Consider the following 16,354-nt stretch of genomic DNA (forward strand, 5'->3'; position numbering starts at 1 on the left):
CGGACCGAAGGGGCGGTGCTCTTCCGAGCACCGCCCCTTCGGGCTTCTCCTGGGCCTGCGAGTCGCGACTACCGGACGGTAATCAGGTTCACATCCGCAGGAAACCGTCCGTTCCTCGGACAATGGATTGGACAAGCCTCGTGGGGTCGAACGCATGATGGCTTCACGCGCGCACGCGTCGTACGGAGCAGAAGGAGTCACCGTGAGGGTCGGAATCGTCGGAGCCACCGGTCAGGTCGGCGCAGTCATGCGCGGCATCCTCGCCGAGCGCAAGTTCCCGGTGGACGAGCTGCGGCTGTTCGCCTCGGCCCGTTCCGCGGGCTCGACCCTCGAGTGGGAGGGCAAGGAGATCACCATCGAGGACGCCTCCACGGCCGACTACTCCGGCCTGGACATCGTCCTCTTCTCCGCGGGCGGCTCGACGTCCAAGGCCCTCGCCGAGAAGGTCGCCTCCCAGGGTGCGGTCGTGATCGACAACTCCTCCGCGTGGCGCCGCGACCCCGACGTGCCCCTCGTCGTCTCCGAGGTCAACCCGCACGCGATCAAGAACCGCCCCAAGGGCATCATCGCGAACCCGAACTGCACCACCATGGCCGCGATGCCGGTGCTGCGCCCGCTCCACGACGAGGCCGGCCTGACCGCGATGGTCGCCACCACCTACCAGGCCGTCTCCGGCTCGGGCCTGGCCGGTGTGGCCGAGCTCAAGGGCCAGGCCTGCGCCGTCTCCGAGGCCGCCGACCAGCTGACCTTCGACGGCGGCGCCGTGGACTTCCCGGAGCCGGCCGTCTACAAGCGCCCCATCGCGTACAACGTGGTCCCGCTCGCGGGCAACCTCGTCGACGACGGCTCCTTCGAGACCGACGAGGAGCAGAAGCTCCGCAACGAGTCCCGCAAGATCCTGGAGATCCCGGAGCTCAAGGTCTCCGGCACCTGCGTGCGCGTGCCGGTGTTCTCCGGCCACTCCCTCCAGGTCAATGCCCGCTTCGCGAACCCGATCAGCGTGGAGCGCGCGTACGAGCTGCTCAAGGACGCCCCGGGCGTCGAGCTCTCGGAGATCCCGACCCCCCTGCAGGCGGCGGGCAAGGACGCCTCGTACGTCGGCCGCATCCGCGTCGACGAGACGGTCGAGAACGGCCTCGCGCTGTTCCTGTCGAACGACAACCTGCGCAAGGGCGCGGCCCTGAACGCGGTCCAGATCGCCGAGCTCGTCGCCGAGGAACTGCGCGGCTGAGCCTTCGACCACGCGTAAAGGGCGGCACCGGCCGGTGCCGCCCTTTACGCGTTCGCGCCGGCCGTCAGGACCTGCGGGCCTCGAAGAGGAAGCAGCCGAACTCGGTTGCGCGGACGTGCACGAGGGCGACCTCCGGGTCGGCGAAGGCCTCTGCCAGCGCCTCCTCCAGCACTGCGTCCGGTTCCTCACCGAGAGACAGGGCGCGGCCGCCGAGGATCCGGCCCCCGGCGTCGTAGCGGCGCGCCGTGCGCAGTGCGCCGGGGGAGGCGAAGGGGTATCCGGGGGCCCCGGCAGGCCCGCCGCAGTCGGCGGCGTGCATGAACACCGGGCCCTGCTCGTCGTACGCGCCCGGGTCGGCGCCGGTCTCGGCGGCCCAGCGGCGCAGCGGCGCGTACGAGACGAGGGCGATCAGCTCCCCGGGGTGGCTGCGGCGCAGGCAGCAGCGCAGCGGGGCTCCGCCCTCGGGGTCCTCGTAGGGCAGGCAGGGCCGGCCGGCGTCGTCACGGACGCGCAGGCCGGCGAGGGCGGCGGGGGCGAGGGGGCGTACGGCGTGGAGCGCCGGTCGGGGCGCCGGTTGCGTGGTCATGCCGTCCAGGGTGCCCGCCCGGACCCGGCGAAGCTGGCGGAAATCGGACGCCGCGTTTCGCCCGTGGATTACTCCAGGGCACCTGGTCTGCGCCACGTGGAAGGATGGCGGGGCAACGTCACCATCGAAGGAGATGAACGCGTGCCTGGCACGAATCTGACCCGTGAAGAGGCTCAGCAGCGGGCGAAGCTGCTCAGCGTCGACTCGTACGAGATCGACCTCGACCTGAGCGGGGCGCAGGAGGGCGGCACGTACCCCTCCGTGACCACCGTGCGCTTCCAGTCCGCCGAGGCGGGCGCGGAGACCTTCATCGACCTGGTCGCTCCGGCCGTGCACGAGGTCGTCCTGAACGGCAAGGCGCTGGACGTGGCCGAGGTCTTCCGGGACTCGCGCATCGCGCTGCACCACCTCGCGGCCGGGGCCAACGAGCTGAAGGTCGTCGCGGACTGCGCGTACACCAACACGGGCGAGGGCCTGCACCGCTTCGTCGACCCGGTCGACGAGCAGGCCTACCTGTACACCCAGTTCGAGGTGCCGGACGCGCGGCGTGTGTTCGCCAGCTTCGAGCAGCCCGACCTGAAGGCGACGTTCCGGTTCACCGTCACGGCCCCCGAGGGCTGGACGGTCATCTCGAACTCCCCGACGCCCGAGGCTGCGGACGTCAAGGACAACGTCTGGCGCTTCGAGCCGACGCCGCGCATCTCCACGTACATCACGGCGCTGATCGTCGGCCCGTACCACGCGGTTCACAGCTCGTACGAGGGCCCGAACGGCCAGTCGGTGCCGCTCGGCATCTACTGCCGGCCGTCGCTCGCCGAGTTCCTGGACGCCGACGCGATCTTCGCCGTCACGCGTCAGGGTTTCGACTGGTTCCAGGAGAAGTTCGCGTACGACTACCCGTTCGCGAAGTACGACCAGCTCTTCGTCCCCGAGTTCAACGCGGGCGCGATGGAGAACGCGGGCGCGGTCACCATCCGCGACCAGTATGTCTTCCGCTCGAAGGTGACGGACGCGGCGTACGAGGGCCGTGCCGAGACGATCCTCCACGAGCTCGCGCACATGTGGTTCGGCGACCTGGTCACCATGGAGTGGTGGAACGACCTGTGGCTGAACGAGTCGTTCGCGACGTACACCTCGATCGCCTGCCAGGCGTACGCCGAGGGCACGAAGTGGCCGCATGCGTGGACGAGCTTCGCCAACTCGATGAAGACCTGGGCGTACCGGCAGGACCAGCTGCCGTCCACGCACCCGATCATGGCCGACATCCGTGACCTGGACGACGTCCTGGTCAACTTCGACGGCATCACGTACGCCAAGGGCGCCTCGGTGCTCAAGCAGCTCGTCGCCTACGTGGGCACGGAGGCCTTCTTCAAGGGCGTGCAGGCGTACTTCAAGGCACACGCGTTCGGGAACACGCGCCTGTCGGACCTGCTGGGCGCCCTCGAGGAGACCTCGGGCCGCGACCTGACCACCTGGTCGAAGGCATGGCTGGAGACGGCCGGCATCAACATCCTGCGCCCCGCGATCGAGACCGACGCGGCCGGGAAGATCACCGCGTTCGCGGTCCGCCAGGAGGCCCCGGCGCTGCCCGCGGGCGCCAAGGGCGAGCCGACCCTTCGGCCGCACCGGATCGCGATCGGCCTGTACGACCTGGACGGCGGCAAGCTCGTCCGTACGGACCGGATCGAGCTGGACATCGACGGCGCGCTGACGGAGGTGCCGGAGCTGGTCGGCCGGGCCCGTCCGGCGGTCGTCCTGCTGAACGACGACGACCTGTCGTACGCCAAGGTCCGCCTGGACGAGGCCTCCCTCGCCAACGTCACCGCGCACCTGGGCGACTTCACCGAGTCGCTGCCGCGGGCGCTGTGCTGGGCCTCGGCGTGGGACATGACCCGCGACGGCGAACTGGCCACGCGCGACTACCTCGCCCTCGTCCTGTCGGGCATCGGCAAGGAGTCGGACATCGGCGTCGTCCAGTCGCTGCACCGGCAGGTGAAGCTGGCCGTCGACCTGTACGCCGACCCGGCGTGGCGCGAGCAGGGCCTGGCGACCTGGACCGACGCGACGCTGGAGCACCTGCGCGGCGCCGAGCCGGGCAGCGACCACCAGCTGGCGTGGGCCCGCGCGTTCGCGGCCACGGCCCGCACCGAGGGGCAGCTGACGTACCTGTCCGCGCTGCTGGACGGTTCGGCGGAGATCGAGGGCCTGGTCGTCGACACCGAGCTGCGGTGGGCGTTCCTGGAGCGCCTGGTCGCCACGGGTGTGCTGGACGAGCCGGCCATCGCGGCGGAGCTGGAGCGCGACCGTACGGCGGCGGGCGAGCGCCACGCGGCCACCGCGCGGGCCGCGCGTCCGACGGCGGAGGCCAAGGCCGAGGCGTGGGCCTCGGTGGTGGACTCGGCGGACCTGCCGAACGCCGTGCAGGAGGCCGTGATCGGCGGCTTCGTCCAGACCGACCAGCGCGAGCTGCTGGCCCCGTACACCGAGAAGTACTTCGCGGTGATCAAGGGGATCTGGGAGAACCGCAGCCACGAGATCGCCCAGCAGATCGCGGTGGGCCTGTACCCGTCCCTGCAGGTCTCCCCGGAGACCCTGGCGGCGACGGACGCGTGGCTGGCCTCGGCGGAGCCGAACGCGGCCCTGCGCCGCCTGGTCTCGGAGTCCCGCTCGGGCGTGGAGCGCGCCCTGAAGGCCCAGGCGGCAGACGCAGCCTCCGCCTGACCCCACCCCCGGCGGGCCCGGCCGAGCACGTTCGGCCGGGCCCGCCGGGCACCGGGCTCCGCGCAGCGGGGGCCCGAAGGGCTAAGCGGCCGGCAGCGTTCGCCCCGTCGCGACGCCCGGCACGCCGAGTGCACGCACCGGACGCCGCTCCCTGACGGGCAAAGGCTGCCGGACGCGGCACTAGCGGGCCGCGGCGGCTTCGCGGAGAGCGGCCAGTGCATGGGCCACCGCCGGTGCGGATTCCGAGCCCCGGCGCGTGGCCGCGATGACGTGCCGGGTCGGGCGGTCGTGGGTCAGGACCCGCACCGTCACCCCCGAGGCCCGGCTCGACACCATGCGCGGGACCAGCGCCACGCCCATCCCGGCCTCCACCATCGCCAGGATCGCGGTCCAGCCGGATGCCGAGTGCGCCTGTTCCGGGACGAAGCCGGCCGCCTCGCAGGCATTGCGGGCGATCTCCTGCCACGGCCCGCTGCCCCCGTAGATCCACGGATCGCCGGACAGGTCCGCCAGCCGCAGGACCGGCACCGCCGCCAGCGGATGCCCCGGCGGCAGCGCCACGTCGAGCGGGTCCTCCATCAGCGTCAGCCGGGTGAAGCGCGGGTCCCGGGCGGTCGGGGCGTGCGCCGCCAGCGAGAGGGCCAGGTCGACCGCCCCGGCCGACAGCAGCTCGTACGACTCCGCCGCCTCGGTCTCCCGTACCCGCACCTCCACCCCCGGGTGGCTCCGCCGCAGCGCCGCCACCGCCGGGACCACCAGCACCGGCACGGCCGTGGAGAACGCCCCGATCCGGACCTCCCCCGCATCCCCGGCCAGGTACCCGGCCAGCTCGGCGTCCGCCCGCTCCAGCTGCGCGAACACCGCCTCCGCATGGCGCAGTACGAGGTGCGCGGCATCCGTGAGCCGGACCCGGCGCCCCTGCGCCTCCAGCAGCGGCACCCCCAACTGCCGTGCGAGATTGGTCAGCTGCTGCGAAACGGCCGAGGGCGTCATGTGCAGCGCCTCGGCCGTCGCGGTCACGGTCCCCCGGTCGGCCAGGGTCCGCAGGATCCGCAGCTTCTTGATGTCCCACTCGGTCATGGGACCGAACCTACCGCCGGGCTCCCAGGCCCACGCCGCCGAGGATCAGCGCCATGCAGAGCAGCTGCGCCGGGCCCGTCCGCTCGTCCAGCAGCAGGAGGCCGAGGCCGGCGACGCACACCGGCTGGAGGTAGTAGACGACTCCCGCCCGGGCCGCGCCGATGAGCGAGATGGCCTTGTTCCAGGCGAAGAAGGCGACCGCGGAGGACATGACGCCGACGTAGAGCAGCATGCCGCCGGTGCCCGCGGTGACCTCGAAGCCGCCCTGGACGGTGACGGACACGGCGTACGCGGGGGCCAGCATCAGCGCGCCGAGCACGAAGGTGGTGATCAGGAAGGCCAGTCCGCCGAGTTCGGCGGGCTTGCGCTTGAGCAGTGCGCTGTACGTGGCGAACGACAGGGCGGCGGCGAGCATCCACAGGTCGCCGGCCCCGAAGTCGAAGCCGAGCGAGCCGTCCCCGACGAGCAGCAGCACACCGAACGCGGCGAGCAGCAGTCCGAAGGTGCGCCGGGCGCCGAGCCGTTCGCCGCCGAGGCGGGCGTACAGCGCCATGACGACCGGCGAGGCGGCCATGATCATGCCCATGTTGGAGGCGGAGGTGGTCAGTCCGGCCTGGTGCACGAGCGTGTTGTACAGGGCGACGCCGAACAGCGAGGCGAGGGCGATGAAGCCGAGGTGCTTGCGGATCAGCTCCCGCTGCTGCCAGGCCTGCCGGGCCGCGAAGGGGGCGACGGCGAGGGTGGCGATGATCCAGCGCCAGAACACGGCCTGGACGGGCGGGACGGCGTCGGCCATCCCCCGGGTGGCGACGAAGCTGCCGGACCAGACGACCGTGGCGACCAGGGCGAGGAGTACGCCGAGTCCGGCGGACCCCTTCTTCACCTGGATGCCCGGCTTGTGCTGCGCAACGGTACGGACCCGGTCCATGACGGCCACGGTGTATCTCCCCCTCGGGTGCTGGTCCGACGGTCCGTCCGTCCGACGCAGGTCTACCGTCGCACCGGGCCATCCGTCAGGTCCATCGAAATGTTTCGATCATTCTGTTCAGTAGAACTGAACGATTCGACGGAGGCGGGGGCGGGGGCGGCGGCGAACAGCTGGCCCGCGACGGTGGCGCCGAAGGCGACCCCCATGCCCACCAGCTGCACGGGCGACAGCGCCTGCCCGAGGGCCGCCCAGCCGATGACGGCCGCGCTGAGCGGGGAGAGCGGGCCGAGCAGGGTGACCGAGGTGGCGGTGAGCCGGCCGATGCCGCGGAACCAGAGCCAGTACGCGATACCGGTGTTGATCAGCATCATGTAGCCGTAGCCGAGGAGGGCGTTGCCGTCGAGCGCGGGCGGCGCCCCCTCGATCAGGGCCGCGACGGGGATGATGACCAGCCCGCCCGCGGTGAGCTGCCAGCCGGCCACGGCCAGCGGGCCGACCCCGTCCGGGCGCCCCCAGCGCTTGGTCATGACCGTGCCCGCGGCCATGGAGGCGGAGGAGACGACACCGGCGACGATGCCGACGAGGTCGAGCCGGGCCTCGGCGGTCAGGACGACCATGCTCACGCCGAACGCCCCCGCGACGGCGGCGAGGACGGTCCGCAGCCTCGCCCGCTCCCCCAGGACGAGGGCGGCGAGTCCGACGACGAACAGCGGGCCGGCGGAGCCGAGCACGGCCGCCACCCCGCCGGGCAGCCGGTACGCGGAGAGGAACAGCAGCGGGAAGAAGGCGCCGATGTTGAGCGTGCCCAGGACGGCGGACTTCCACCACCACTGCCCGCTCGGGAGTCTGCGGGACAGGGCCGTGAGCAGCAGTCCGGCGGGCAGGGCCCGCATCACCGCGGTGAACAGGGGCCGGTCGGGCGGGAGCAGTTCGGTGGTGACGGCGTAGGTCGAGCCCCAGGAGACCGGGGCGAGTGCGGTCAGGGCGACGGTGGCGAGACGGTTCATGACAGGGGACTCCTCGGGCGGGTGAGGAACTCGGGACGGAGCGGAGCCGGACCACCGGCAGACGGCTCAGGCAGGCGGCTCAGGCAGGCGGCTCAGGCAGCCGGGGCCTGCGCCTCGGCGGCCGGGGTCCGCGCCCCGGCGGCGGCCACCACCACCGGCGGCTGCACGCACACGGCCTCGACCGGCAGCCGCCGCTCGAGCCGGACCAGCGCCAGGGCGGCGCCGCCCGCGGCGGCGGCGAGGACGGCCCAGGGCAGGCGGCCGTCGACGGAGAGCAGGGCCGTGAAGAGGGACGGGGCCAGCGCGGTGGCCAACGAGTAGGACAGCTGGTAGGTGGCCAGGTAGCGGCCGCGTACGGCTGCCGGGGCGGCGGAGACCGACAGAGCCCCGCCGGACGGGCTGTGCACGAGCTCGCCGAGCGTGTAGACGACGACGATGGCCAGCAGCGCGACCAGGGTCGCGGTCCGCCCGGGGCGCAGGGTGCCGAGCACGATCTGCCCGACGAAGGCGGCGGCGAAGAGCAGTGCGCCGAGGGCGGCCGATCGGGTGCGGCGGGCCCCCGAGCGGCGGACCCGGCTCGCGACGAGCACGCCGATCCCGGCGCACAGGGCGGTGTTGACGGTGAACGCGGCTCCGGTGAGGGAGTCGGGCCCGTGCAGCCAGGTGGCGATGTAGAGCGGGAAGAGCACGGACAGGGCCGCGTAGCCCAGTGCGGTCAGGAAGTTGGCGGCGGTCAGCGCGAGGAAGGGCCGGTCGCGCAGGACCATCCGGTATCCGGCGGGCGGCCGCTCGGCGGTGGCGTCCTGCCCGTCGCGCACCGGGCGGACCCGGCGCACGAGCAGTCCGGCGAGCCCGAAGGCCAGCGCGTTGCCCCAGGCGGTGTACGTGAAGGCGGCCGTCCCCCACAGCGCCAGCACTCCGGAGACGATCAGGGCCCCGGCGCCCATCCCGGCGTTCTGCAGGGCGCGCAGGGAGGCCTGGAGCCGGTCCCGGGCGCCGCCGCGCGCCACCTCCCCGATCAGGGACTGCTGGACGGCGGGGAAGGACCGGTCGGCCAGGGCGGTGACGAGCGCGACGGCGGCGAAGGCGGGCAGCGAGCCGGCGAACGGGTAGAGCGCGAAGCCGAGCGCCCGCAGCGCGTAGAGGACCAGGACGATCCGCCGGGCGCCGAACCGGTCGACGGCCGAGCCGGCCAGCGGCATGAACGCCAGTCCGGCCAGGCCGGTGGCGGTCATGACCACGCCGACGAGGGCGAAGGAGAGGCCGGTGACGTGGTGGAAGAAGACGAGCGAGAAGGGGACGTACATGCCGATCCCGACCGCGCTGACACCGACGCCGACGAGCAGGGACCGCTCCCCCGCCACCCTTGCTTCCTTGGCCATGGCCATTACCCCTCCCCGAGTAGGTTGCTGGAAAGTAGCTTACCCCTAAGCTACTTTCCGTCAAGCAACTTTCTTGCGAACGATCGGAGGAAGGCCGGATACTGCACGCATGACCGAGGCCAACAAGGACGCCGTCGACGCGATCATCGACCAGTGGGCTGCAGTACGGCCCGACCTGGAAACCGCCCCCATGGCCGTCTTCGGCCGCATCTACCGGATCGCGCGGGCCATGGGTGATGCGATGGAGAAGGCCTACGCCCGCTACGGGATCTCGCGCGGCGAGTTCGACGTCGTCGCCACGCTGCGCCGCTCCGGCACCCCGTACACGCTCTCGCCGCGCCAGCTGTCGGCCACGCTCATGCTCACGACGGGCGGCATGACCGGGCGCCTGGACAAGCTGGAGAAGGCCGGCCTGCTCTGCCGCAAGCCCGATCCGCACGACCGGCGGGGGCTCCAGGTGACGATCACCGACCGCGGGCTCGCCCTCATCGACGAGGCCGTCGCCGCCGGCCTGGAGGTGCAGCGCGCCGCGCTCACCGGGCTCGGCGACGAGGAGGTCGCCGTCCTGACCGGCCTGCTCCGCAAGCTGATGTCCGGCGTCCCGACGGCCTAAGCGTGGCCTAAGCGGCCTGTCGAAAAGCGCCCGGCCGGCGCCCGGAACGCACAACGGGGCGCCGGGGGTCCGCACCGACGCCGACACGGCGTCGGCCTGCGGACCCCCGGCGCCCCGGAAGTCTCTGACGGGTACTACCCCCCGCCGGGTCAGCCCTGCGTCTGCGGCCTGTCCGACTTGTCGAGGACCATGACGAGGCCCGCGATGATCAGGAACAGCACGATCGGCGTGGCCACGTACAGGCCCAAGGTCTGGGCGACGCTCAGGCCCGGGCCCGGGTCGTCGCCGTCGTCGCGGGTCACCGCGAGCGCGGGAGACGTCATCAGCAGCATCATCAGCGTCGATCCGGCCGTGACGGCGCCGGCGCGCAGAGCGTTCTTCTTGTCCACGGTGCAAACGTAGCGAACACCTAAACGACGCGCGCGCCCGGGGGTGCCGTACGGGCACGCGCTCCCTCCCGCACCGCGCCCAGCAGGGCGTTCGCCCGGGGCGAGGCGGCCAGCGCCTCCAGGGACAGCGGCCGTCCCGCCGCGTCGGCGACCGGCAGCCGCCAATTGGGGTACTGGTCCCAGGTTCCCGGCAGGTTCTGCGGCCGCCGGTCCCCGACCGCGTCCGGCAGCCATACGCCGACCAGCCGGGCGGGGGTGCACAGCAGGAAGCCGTACAGGGCCCGTACGGCGGCCTCCTCGCCCTTGGTGTCCAGGCCGAGCCCCTCCAGCACGTCCAGCCACTGGGCGGTGTCCGCGGCGTCCTGGGCCCGCTCCTGCTCCACCGGGCAGGTCAGCAGGCCGAGCCGGTCGCGCAGTTCCACATGGCCGCCGGCCAGCTTGGCGGCGGTGGGCGGCAGGTCGTGGGTGGTGGCGGTGGCCAGGCAGTCGGCCCGCCAGGCCTCGGGGGCGAGCGGCTGCCCGTCGCCCGCCCAGTCCCGTTCGAACCAGAGCACGGAGGTGCCGAGCACCCCGCGCCGGGCCAGTGCCCGGCGGACCCGCGGCTCCACCGTCCCGAGGTCCTCGCCGATGACCAGGGCCCCGGCCCGGTGGGCCTCGAGCACCAGGACCGCGAGCATGGCCTCGCCGTCGTACGAGACGTACGCGCCGTCGGCGGGCGGGGCGCCCTCCGGGATCCACCAGAGCCGGAACAGGCCCATGACGTGGTCGATGCGCAGGGCGCCGGCGTAGCGGAACACCCCGCGCAGCAGGGCCCGGAACGGCGCGTACCCGGTGGCCTCGAGCCGGTCGGGCCGCCACGGCGGCAGCCCCCAGTCCTGGCCGCGCGCGTTGAAGGCGTCCGGCGGGGCGCCGACGCACACGCCGTTCGCGTAGAGGGGCGGGCCGGAGGTGTCCGAGCCGTTCGGGTGCACCCCGACGGCCAGGTCGTGCACGATGCCGACCGTCATCCCGGCCTCGCGGGCGGCGCTCTGGGCCGCGGCGAGCTGGGTGACCGTCAGCCAGACCAGCCAGCGGTGGAAGTCGGCCCCGCTTCCCTGGTCGTCGCCTGCGTGCCCGGCGCACCACGTGGCGTGCCGGTCCAGCGCCTCGCCCTGCTCGGCGCAGAACTCCCGGTAGGCGGCGTCCCGTTCGGGCGTGCGCGGGACGGCGTACAGCAGTTCCAGGGCGGCGCGCTTGAGGGCCCAGACGGCGTCGCGGTCGATCAGCGCCCCCTTCTCCAGGACCTCGCGGCGCAGCTCCCCGCCCCGGGCGGCGAGTTCGGCGAGGGCGCCCGGATCGGGGCAGTCGGCGTACTCGGGGACGTCCTCGATCCGCAGGTGCACCGGGTCGGGGAAGCGGCGCGTGGAGGGCCGGTACGGGGAGGGGTCGGTCGGGGTTCCGGGCACGGCCGCGTGCAGTGGGTTGACCTGGATGAACCCGACTCCGTGGGTACGGCCGGCCCAGCGGGCGAGCGCGGCCAGGTCGCCGAGGTCACCCATGCCCCAGGAGTGCTCGGAGAGCAGGGAATACAGCTGGACGAGCAGCCCGTGGGCCCGCTCGGGCGCGGCCGGGGCCCGCTCCGGGGCCACGATCAGGGTGGCGGCGCCGGTGCGGCCGTCCGGAGCCTCGGCGGCGAGCCGGTGCACGCCGAGCGGGAGTCCGGGGCCCCACGCGAGCTCCTCCCCCGTCTCCTCTGCGGCCACCCGCACCCGGGTGCCCGGCGGCAGCCCGGCGGGCTCCGGCGGTACGGGCTCCCCCTGCCAGAGCACCACCGTCCGCGGCAGCAGCCGCTCGGCCGCCTCCCGTACGGCGTCCTCGGCGCACACCCGGACGTCCTCGGCGTCGTCGGCGACGACCCCCAGCAGCCCGAGGAGGGCCTTGACGGTGGCCTCCGGGACCCGGACGGTGACGTCCTCGGCGGGCCGGTAGGTGGTGGCGATGCCGTGCAGGGCCGCGAGCCGGGCGAGGTCGTCCATGTGAATACCTGTGTCCCTGTGTCTAGTCGCCTGCGGCAGCGGCCGCGGCGGGTGGGGTCGGCTCGCTCGTCAGCGGGGCCTCGTCGGTGAGCGGGGGCTCGCTGGTCAGCGGCGCGTGGGCGGCACCGGCGAGCGGGGGCTCGCTGGTGAGGGGTCCTTCGGCGGGCCCGCCCTGCGCGGGCAGGTGGGCGAGCAGCGGGGTGTGCGGCGGGGCGGCGGGGGTGTGCGGGGTGCCGGTTGCGGTGTTCACGCGCGGTTGCTCCTTCGTCCGTAAGAGGTGTGAGGGTGGGTCAGGAGTCATGGAACACCGCCGGGAACATCGCAGCCATACCCCGCAGGCAGCGCCGCAATTCCTGCGTATCCAGGTCAGAACGCCCGCCCGCATTGACACTCCGGCCGCACGGGTGGTGGGCTCGGGGTCATTCGTACGGGCGGGTGACGACTCGGGACGGGGAGGCTCCGTGCAGCTCAGGGGCAGGAAGCGGGCGACGGCAGCGGCGGTGGCGGTCATCGGGACGCTGCTGGGCGGCGGGGTGTTCGCCGGTCCGCCCGCCGCGTTCGCGGCGCCGAGCGCGCCGGCCCTCCCGGGACCGGACCCCGCTGCCGGGCCGGCCGCCGGGACCGCGGCCGGACATGCGAACGGACCTGCTGCAGGGCCTGCGACCGGGTCCGCCGCCGCGCCGGGATCCGACCCCGCGACGGGGCTGGCTCCTGGGCCCGCGTTCGACCCCGGCCCCGACGCTCCGCGAGCGGCCGCCGAGGGACCGGCCGTGTGGCCGCGGCCGCAGTCGATGACCGCCGACGCGGCGCGCGAGGTCCCGCTGGGCGCCGAGGCCGTGCTGGTGGCGGCGCCGGACGCCGATCCGTACGCGGTCGGGCTGGTCCGCACCGCCCTGCGCGCGGCGGGCGTACGGACCCTGCACGAACCGGCCCCCGGGGCGCCGCTGCCCGAACGGGGCACCGTCGTACGGCTGCAGGGCCCCGACGCGCAGGAGGCCCTGCGGGCGCTGGGCGCGGCCCCGGCGGCGGGGGCTGCGGAGCTGCCGAACGGGGGCTACCGGCTGGCCGTCGGCAAGGCCGCGGGCCGGGACACGGTCGCGCTGGCCGGCGTGGGTGAGGACGGGCTGTTCCACGCGGCGCAGACGCTGCGCCAGCTGCTGGCCCCGGCCGGAGCGGGCGGCGGGAAGGTGCCCGGGGTCGTGGTGCGGGACTGGCCGACCGCGCCCGTACGCGGGATCACCGAGGGGTTCTACGGGCAGCCGTGGACGCAGGACCAGCGGCTCGCACAGCTGGACTTCATGGGCCGGACCAAGCAGAACCGGCTGCTGCTCGCGCCCGGCGACGACCCGTACCGTACGACCGGCTGGCGCGAGGACTACCCGGCGGCGCAGCAGACGGAGTTCCGGGCCCTGGCCGAGCGGGCCCGCGCCAACCGGGTGGTGCTGGCCTGGGCGGTGGCCCCCGGGCAGTCGATGTGCCTGGCCTCGGCCGCCGACCGGGCGGCGCTGGCGCGCAAGCTGGACGCGATGTGGGACCTGGGCTTCCGGGCGTTCCAGGTGCAGTTCCAGGACGTCAGCTACACGGAGTGGGGCTGCCGGGCGGACCGGGTGCGCTACGGGACGGGCCCGGCGGCGGCCGCGAAGGCGCACGCGGAGGTCGCGGACGAGCTGGCGGCGCACCTCGCCGCGCGGCATCCGGGCGCGGCGCCGCTGTCGCTGATGCCGACGGAGTACCACCAGAAGGGCGCGACCGCGTACCGGACCGCCCTGGCGAGCCAGCTCGACGGGCGGGTGGAGGTCGCCTGGACGGGCGTGGGCGTGGTGCCGCGCTCGATCACCGGGAAGGAACTCGACGGGGCGCGCAGCGCCTTCGGGCAGCACCCGCTCGTCACCATGGACAACTACCCGGTCAACGACTGGGACCCGGGCCGGGTCTTCCTCGGCCCGTACACGGGCCGGGAGCCGGCGGTGGCCGGCGGCTCGGCGGCCCTGCTGGCCAATGCGATGCAGCAGGGCACCCTGGCGCGGATCCCGCTGTTCACGGCCGCCGACTTCGCGTGGAACGCGAACGGCTACCGGCCGGGCGAGTCCTGGGCGGCGGCGGTCTCCGACCTGTCCGGGCCGGACCAGGCCGCCCGCCGGTCCCTGGCCGCGCTGGCCGGGAACACGGCCTCCTCGGGCCTCGGCCACCAGGAGTCGGCGTACCTGCGCCCGCTGGTGGACGAGTTCTGGCGCAGCCGCGGCTCGGGCGACCCGGCGGCCGGTGACCGGCTGCGGGCGGCGTTCACGGCCCTGCGGGAGGCGCCTGCGCGGCTGCCCGGGCTGTCGGCCGAGGCGGGGCCGTGGCTGGCGCGGCTGTCGGCGTACGGAACGGCGGGCGAGCTGGCGGTGGATCTCCTGCGGGCCCAGTCCCGCGGGGACGGGGCGGCGGCGTGGAAGGCCTCGCAGGACCTGTCGGCGGCCCGCAAGGCACTGGCCGAGCCGGGCACCGCCCGGCTGGACCAGACCGTACTGGACCCCTTCCTCGCGCAGGCGGTGGCGGAGGCGGACGCGTGGACGGGGGCGGCCCGCCGGCCGGGCACGGTGTCCCAGGAGCGGGACTCGTACACGGTCCGGCTGGACACGGTGCGGCCGGTGTCGGTGGTGACCGTGATGACGGACCCGCTGTCGCCGGGCGTCCGGGGCGCGGCGGTGGAGGCGCACGTGCCGGGCGAGGGCTGGCGCAAGGTCGCCGAGGCCTCGGCGTCGGGCTGGACGCAGGCGGACGTCGGCGGCCTCGGCGCGGACGCGGTACGGCTGTCGTGGGCGGGGCCGGCTCCGGCGGTGCATCAGGTGGTGCCGTGGCTGGCGGACGGGCCCTCGGCCGCGTTCGAGCTGCCGGAGACCGTGGAGGTGGAGATCGGCGGGGCCGCGCAGGTGGTGCCGGGCCGGCTGTCGGCGCTGAGCCCCGGCGGGGTCCGGGGCCCGCTCTCGGCGGCACCGCCGAAGGGCGTCGATGTGAAACTCCCTGCGGAGGCCGCTGCTCCGCGGGGTACGCAGGTCACCGTCCCGGTGTCGGTGACGGTCCCGGCGGGCACCCCGGCGGGCAGCTACCCGGTGCCGGTCACGTTCGCGGGGCAGACCCGGACGCTGACCGTCCGGGCGGTCCCGCGTACGGGCGGGCCGGACCTGTTCCGCTCGGCGCGGGCCTCGTCGTCGGGGGACGAGACCCCGGCGTTCCCGGCCTCGGCGGCGGTGGACGGCTCCCCGACCACGCGCTGGTCTTCCAAGCCGGTCGACGGCGCATGGTGGCAGGCGGAGCTCCCGGCGGCGGCCCGGATCGGCAAGCTGGTCCTGCACTGGCAGGAGGCGTACCCGTCGGCGTACCGGGTGGAGACCTCCCCGGACGGCGTCACCTGGCACCCCGCGGCGACGGTCCCGGCATCCCGCGGCGGCCTGGAGACGGTCCGCCTGGACGCGTCGGCCCCGGCCCGCTTCGTCCGCGTCACCTGCGAGAAGCGCGCAACCCGGTTCGGCTGCAGCCTCTTCGCGGCGGAGGCCTACGCGGTCGCCCCGTAGCCCCGGCCCGGGGGCCGGGGCTACGGGGCCCAGGAGTCAGGAGGCTGCCGCGCCGATGCGGTCCAGGGCATCCGCCGCGCCGTACGGCTGGAGGTACGGCATCCAGCGCGGATCCCGGTGGCCCGTACCGATGATCCGCCAGGCCAGCCCCGACGGCGGAGCCGGCTGGTGCCGCAGCCGCCAGCCCAGCTCCAGCAGGTGCCGGTCCGCCTTGACGTGGTTGCACCGCCGGCATGCGGCGACCACGTTGTCCCATACGTGCTGCCCACCCCGGCTGCGCGGGATCACGTGGTCGACGCTCGTGGCGACGCCGCCGCAGTACATGCAGCGGCCGCCGTCGCGGGCGAACAGCGCGCGGCGGGTGAGTGGAACGGGCCCCCGGTAGGGGACCCGCACGAAGCGCTTGAGCCGGACCACGCTGGGCGCGGGGACGACTCTCGTCGCGCTGTGCAGAAAGGCGCCGGATTCCTCCAGGGAGACAGCTTTGTTCTCCAGGACGAGGACGAGCGCGCGGCGGAGCGGTACGACGCCGAGCGGCTCGTACGACGCATTGAGGACCAGGACGTGCGGCACGGACTGCCTCCTTGTACGTCGGCGGCGCGTGGCTCGCGCCGGGACGATCTGCTCTCCAGTCTCTCCTTACGGCTGGTCGAAGCGCCACCACGCGCCCGTAACGGGTCCGAGGTGTTTTCAACCACACCCGGTTCATCCCCAGGTGAGTCTGGTCTCTCCCTCGAACACGGCAACGGGGTCACACGAATGCCCCGTTAGTGTGGTTGGTCTGTCCCGCACACCCGCACACCCTCCCCCGGACTCCGTCCGGGGGTACCCCCATCCGCGGGCAG

At 74.1% G+C, this 16,354-nt stretch carries 13 protein-coding genes; 4 read left to right on the forward strand and 9 right to left on the reverse strand.

The annotated features are described in order from the left end of the window. Positions 1-202: 202 nt before the first annotated feature. Positions 203-1,231 carry an aspartate-semialdehyde dehydrogenase gene (locus tag AB0M76_RS08435; RefSeq protein WP_365952152.1) on the forward strand — a complete coding sequence of 343 codons (1,029 nt, stop codon included), beginning with the start codon at positions 203-205 and terminating at the stop codon, positions 1,229-1,231. A gap of 64 nt (positions 1,232-1,295) precedes the next feature. On the opposite strand, the gene AB0M76_RS08440 is transcribed toward AB0M76_RS08435, so the two are convergent. After that, complete coding sequence (locus AB0M76_RS08440; protein ID WP_365952153.1) at positions 1,296-1,817, reverse strand: DUF1203 domain-containing protein; 522 nt, start codon at positions 1,815-1,817, stop codon at positions 1,296-1,298. Between the two features lie 141 nt (positions 1,818-1,958). Between AB0M76_RS08440 and pepN the strand changes: the two genes are divergently transcribed. Next, positions 1,959-4,538, forward strand: coding sequence for an aminopeptidase N (pepN, locus tag AB0M76_RS08445; protein WP_365952154.1), 2,580 nt, complete (start codon positions 1,959-1,961; stop codon positions 4,536-4,538). 180 nt (positions 4,539-4,718) lie between these two features. On the opposite strand, the gene AB0M76_RS08450 is transcribed toward pepN, so the two are convergent. From AB0M76_RS08450 to AB0M76_RS08465, 4 genes are all read right to left on the reverse strand, one after another. Next, a complete protein-coding gene (locus AB0M76_RS08450) occupies positions 4,719-5,618 on the reverse strand; it encodes a LysR family transcriptional regulator (protein WP_365952155.1) in 900 nt (299 codons plus the stop codon). 10 nt (positions 5,619-5,628) lie between these two features. Continuing rightward, positions 5,629-6,546 carry a DMT family transporter gene (locus AB0M76_RS08455; RefSeq protein ID WP_365952352.1) on the reverse strand — a complete coding sequence of 306 codons (918 nt, stop codon included), beginning with the start codon at positions 6,544-6,546 and terminating at the stop codon, positions 5,629-5,631. A 62-nt stretch (positions 6,547-6,608) separates the two neighbouring features. Continuing rightward, the gene (locus tag AB0M76_RS08460; protein ID WP_365952156.1) at positions 6,609-7,553 is read right to left on the reverse strand and encodes an EamA family transporter; all 945 of its coding nucleotides are present in this window, start codon (positions 7,551-7,553) and stop codon (positions 6,609-6,611) included. 92 nt (positions 7,554-7,645) lie between these two features. Then, entirely contained in the window at positions 7,646-8,935 is a 1,290-nt protein-coding gene (locus tag AB0M76_RS08465; RefSeq protein WP_365952157.1) for an MFS transporter, read from the reverse strand. 109 nt (positions 8,936-9,044) lie between these two features. Here AB0M76_RS08465 and AB0M76_RS08470 point away from each other — a divergent pair, with 109 nt between their 5' ends. Then, positions 9,045-9,548 (forward strand): MarR family transcriptional regulator, encoded by a 504-nt coding sequence (locus AB0M76_RS08470; protein WP_365952158.1) that lies wholly within the window; start codon positions 9,045-9,047, stop codon positions 9,546-9,548. Positions 9,549-9,697: 149 nt separating this feature from the next. Here AB0M76_RS08470 and AB0M76_RS08475 read toward each other — a convergent pair whose 3' ends face one another. From AB0M76_RS08475 to AB0M76_RS08485, 3 genes are read right to left on the reverse strand one after another with little or no spacing between them, the layout of a single operon-like run. Beyond that, complete coding sequence (locus AB0M76_RS08475) at positions 9,698-9,937, reverse strand: hypothetical protein (protein ID WP_365952159.1); 240 nt, start codon at positions 9,935-9,937, stop codon at positions 9,698-9,700. A gap of 20 nt (positions 9,938-9,957) precedes the next feature. After that, positions 9,958-11,952, reverse strand: coding sequence for a 4-alpha-glucanotransferase (locus AB0M76_RS08480; protein ID WP_365952160.1), 1,995 nt, complete (start codon positions 11,950-11,952; stop codon positions 9,958-9,960). 22 nt (positions 11,953-11,974) lie between these two features. Then, positions 11,975-12,202 carry a hypothetical protein gene (locus AB0M76_RS08485; RefSeq protein ID WP_365952161.1) on the reverse strand — a complete coding sequence of 76 codons (228 nt, stop codon included), beginning with the start codon at positions 12,200-12,202 and terminating at the stop codon, positions 11,975-11,977. Positions 12,203-12,413: 211 nt separating this feature from the next. On the opposite strand from AB0M76_RS08485, the gene AB0M76_RS08490 reads away from it, so the two are divergent. Further along, positions 12,414-15,509, forward strand: a complete 3,096-nt coding sequence (locus AB0M76_RS08490) for a beta-N-acetylglucosaminidase domain-containing protein (protein WP_365952162.1) — start codon at positions 12,414-12,416, stop codon at positions 15,507-15,509. A 36-nt stretch (positions 15,510-15,545) separates the two neighbouring features. Here the strand turns inward: AB0M76_RS08490 and AB0M76_RS08495 are convergent, their stop codons facing one another. After that, complete coding sequence (locus AB0M76_RS08495) at positions 15,546-16,082, reverse strand: HNH endonuclease (RefSeq protein WP_365952163.1); 537 nt, start codon at positions 16,080-16,082, stop codon at positions 15,546-15,548. Between the last annotated feature and the right edge of the window lie 272 nt (positions 16,083-16,354).

This window comes from Streptomyces sp. NPDC051364 (assembly GCF_040682115.1).
Classification (GTDB): Bacteria; Actinomycetota; Actinomycetes; order Streptomycetales; family Streptomycetaceae; genus Streptomyces.

Bases quoted from the DNA above. Each gene is read 5' to 3' on its own strand.
- AB0M76_RS08440 (WP_365952153.1), bottom strand. From the start codon at position 1,817: ATGACCACGCAACCGGCGCCCCGACCGGCGCTCCACGCCGTACGCCCC.
- AB0M76_RS08450 (WP_365952155.1), bottom strand. From the start codon at position 5,618: ATGACCGAGTGGGACATCAAGAAGCTGCGGATCCTGCGGACCCTGGCC.
- AB0M76_RS08455 (WP_365952352.1), bottom strand. From the start codon at position 6,546: ATGGACCGGGTCCGTACCGTTGCGCAGCACAAGCCGGGCATCCAGGTG.
- AB0M76_RS08460 (WP_365952156.1), bottom strand. From the start codon at position 7,553: ATGAACCGTCTCGCCACCGTCGCCCTGACCGCACTCGCCCCGGTCTCC.
- AB0M76_RS08465 (WP_365952157.1), bottom strand. From the start codon at position 8,935: ATGGCCAAGGAAGCAAGGGTGGCGGGGGAGCGGTCCCTGCTCGTCGGC.
- AB0M76_RS08470 (WP_365952158.1), top strand. From the start codon at position 9,045: ATGACCGAGGCCAACAAGGACGCCGTCGACGCGATCATCGACCAGTGG.
- AB0M76_RS08480 (WP_365952160.1), bottom strand. From the start codon at position 11,952: ATGGACGACCTCGCCCGGCTCGCGGCCCTGCACGGCATCGCCACCACC.